Origin of the sequence: Cryobacterium sp. M96, assembly GCF_002929845.1 — a bacterium.
GTDB lineage: Bacteria > Actinomycetota > Actinomycetes > Actinomycetales > Microbacteriaceae > Cryobacterium > Cryobacterium sandaracinum.
Genome location: NZ_PJJS01000005.1, coordinates 1 through 2679, shown reverse-complemented (window position 1 = coordinate 2679; position 2679 = coordinate 1). Strand labels below are relative to the sequence as shown.

2 protein-coding genes are annotated in these 2679 nt (G+C 63.0%); both read right to left on the bottom strand.

What is annotated here, in order from left to right; translation table 11 throughout:
- Window positions 1-1215 (bottom strand): Fe-S cluster assembly protein SufD (sufD, locus tag CXY79_RS00035; protein WP_369827907.1); only part of this gene is annotated, 1215 nt, incomplete at its 3' end.
- Window positions 1216-2634 (bottom strand): Fe-S cluster assembly protein SufB, encoded by a 1419-nt coding sequence (sufB, locus tag CXY79_RS00030; RefSeq protein WP_104099133.1) that lies wholly within the window; start codon window positions 2632-2634, stop codon window positions 1216-1218.
- Window positions 2635-2679 lie beyond the last annotated feature (45 nt).

The window sequence follows — 2679 nt, the reverse complement described above, 5'->3', positions numbered from 1 at the left end:
GGTGAGTTCTGCTTCGATGGCCGCCTGGAGGCGTTCTTCGAGCAGGGGGGAGCCGATTTGTTGCACGATCTCGCTGAGGAAGCCGCGTACGACGAGGCGCCGGGCCTCGTCTTCGCTGATGCCGCGGGACTGCAGGTAGAACAGCTGCTCGTCGTCGAAGCGGCCGGTCGCGCTCGCGTGCCCGGCCCCCTTGATGTCGCCGGTCTCGATCTCGAGGTTCGGGATCGAGTCCGCCCGGGTGCCTTCGGTGAGCACGAGGTTACGGTTCTGTTCGTAGCTGTCGGTCCCGGCCGCATCCCGCCCGATCAGGACGTCGCCGATCCACACGGTGCGGGCACCTTGACCCTGCAACGCACCCTTGTAGGTGACGCGGCTGCGACTGTTCGGCGCGACATGGTTCACGAATACCTGCTGCTCGAGGTGCTGGCCGGCGTCGGCGAAGTACAGGCCGAGCAGCTCCGTGTCCGAACCGATCCCGGCTAGACGCACCGACGGGTTCACCCGCACGATGCTGCCGCCCAGGCTCACCACGATGTGCTTCAACCGTGCGTCGCGGCCGATGGTGGCGAAGTGGTTCGTCAGGTGCACGGCCGTGTCGCCCCATTCCTGCAGACTGACCACGGTCAGGTTCGCGGACTCGCCCAGGATGATCTCGACGTTCTCGCTCAGCCGGGCCGCACCCGTGTTCTCCAGGATCAGGATGGCTTGGCTGAACGGCTTGGCCTCGATGATGGTGTGCGCGCCGCGCGCGCCGGAACCCAGGCCGGCACGGGTGACCGTGACCTCCTTGGCCTCCTCGCCGCTGATCGTGATCGCGAGAGCCTTCTCGAAACTCGACCACGCGTTCGCCGACGCACGTTCCTCGGGTGCCCCGGCCGAACCGATCCGCGGGTCGGTGCGATCGACCCAGGCAACGCTGACCCCGGCGACGCGTGAAGACTCGACCGGGTACTCCGACCCGTCGAGCACACCCGCGGTCAGGTCGGTGAACTTCTTCACCGGCGATAGCTTCCAGACTGCTTCACGACCCGTGACGGGACCGAAGTCGGCCACGTTCACGCTCGCGAACCGGTCCGACCGGGTCTGCACCGGCACATAACCGAAACGGCCGTCCGAGTGCTCCTTGATGCCGTGCTGCTCCGCAGTAGGCATGGCATCCGTTGTGGATGCCGGGGTGGTTGGTGGGGAATTGAGTTGTGCAGAGACGGCGGACATTTAGCCGACGGATCCTTCCATGCCCATTTCAATGAGCTTGTTGAGTTCAAGGGCGTACTCCATCGGCAGCTCCCGGGCAATCGGCTCGATGAAGCCGCGCACGATCATGGCCATCGCCTCATCTTCGGGCATCCCCCGGCTCATCAAGTAGAACAGCTGCTCCTCGCTGACCCGCGACACCGTGGCCTCATGGCCCAACTGCACATCATCGACCCGGATATCGATCGATGGATACGTGTCCGAACGCGATTTCGTGTCCACCAGCAACGCGTCACAGCGCACCGTGTTCGCGGAGTGGTGCGCCGTGGCATCCACCCGCACCTCACCGCGGTAACCAGACCGGCCACCACCCCGGGCAATGGACTTCGACACGATCGAAGACTGCGTATACGGCGCCATGTGGATCATCTTCGCGCCCGCATCCTGATGCTGACCGGGACCCGCGAACGCCACCGACAGGGTCTCCCCCTTAGCGTGCTCACCCATCAGATAAATCGACGGGTACTTCATCGTGACCTTGGAACCGATATTGCCATCGATCCACTCCATCGTGGCACCCTCCGCAGCCGTCGCACGCTTCGTGACCAGGTTGTAGACGTTCGTGGACCAGTTCTGGATAGTCGTGTAGCGAACGCGGGCATTCTTCTTCACAACAATCTCGACCACCGCAGAGTGCAGAGAATCGGACGAGTAGATCGGGGCCGTGCACCCCTCGATGTAGTGCACGTAGCTGCCCTCGTCGGCGATGATCAGGGTGCGCTCAAACTGCCCCATATTCTCCGTATTGATGCGGAAGTAGGCCTGCAGCGGGATCTCCACGTGCACACCCGGCGGCACATAAACGAAAGAGCCGCCCGACCACACCGAGGTGTTCAGCGCCGCGAACTTGTTGTCGCCGGAGGGAATGATCGTGCCGAAATACTCCTCGAAGAACTCCGGATGCTCCCTCAACGCCGTGTCGGTATCCATGAAGATGACACCCTGCGCAGCCAATTCTTCGTTGATCTGGTGATAGACCACCTCGGACTCATACTGGGCCGCGACGCCGGAGACAAGACGCTGACGCTCGGCCTCGGGAATGCCGAGCTTCTCATAGGTGCTCTTGATGTCCTCGGGCAGGTCGTCCCAAGTCTGGGCCTGCTTCTCCGTGGAACGCACGAAGTACTTGATGTTGTCGAAATCGATGCCCGACAGGTCAGCACCCCAAGTCGGCATCGGCTTGCGCTCAAACAACTCGAGGGCCTTGAGGCGACGCTGCAGCATCCACTCAGGCTCGCCCTTGAGATTGGAGATATCGGTCACCACCTCCGGCGAAATCCCGCGGCGAGCGGAGGCACCAGCAGCATCGGAGTCGGACCACCCGAACTCGTAGACACCGAGCCCCGCAAGTTCGGGGCGGTCAAGAAGGACGTCAGACATATTTACCTCTTCTGCCACCCCGGCAACCCGGATATTAGTCCGGTC

What these genes read in the sequence shown, in the direction of transcription:
- sufB (WP_104099133.1), bottom strand. Translation starts at nt 2,634, where the DNA reads ATGTCTGACGTCCTTCTTGACCGCCCCGAACTTGCGGGGCTCGGTGTC.